The organism is Rhizobium ecuadorense (assembly GCF_001187535.1).
GTDB classification, from domain to species: domain Bacteria; phylum Pseudomonadota; class Alphaproteobacteria; order Rhizobiales; family Rhizobiaceae; genus Rhizobium; species Rhizobium ecuadorense.
Window position 1 is genome coordinate 1 of sequence record NZ_LFIO01000359.1, and the last position, 331, is coordinate 331.

1 protein-coding gene is annotated in these 331 nt (G+C 59.8%); it reads right to left on the reverse strand.

The features are described from left to right. A partial coding sequence (locus AF337_RS43180) for a tetratricopeptide repeat protein (protein WP_425287882.1) occupies positions 1 to 331 on the reverse strand: 331 nt, incomplete at both ends.

Consider the following 331-nt stretch of genomic DNA (forward strand, 5'->3'; position numbering starts at 1 on the left):
CCTCATAAAGGCCGGCTACGAAGCAGCAGCGGCCCAGCATGCCATAGTACCAAGGGATGTTAGGGTTGAGTCGGATGGCCCGCGTGGCCAGCTCGTAGCCGTGCACTGGTTCGCCGGCGATCAACGCCACATTGCCGGCCAGCATTGCGATGGTATCGGCATCGTGGGGAGCAGCTTTGAGGACCATCTCATGATCGCGCGAAGCGCCCTCGAAGTCACCCCGTAAAGCTCTGAACGCTGCGATACAAAGCCGTGCGACCAGATCCTGCGGATCGAGCTCTAGAGCTTTCTCGATACAGTCTTCGAAGCGCCGAACCGAGGAAACAGGGTC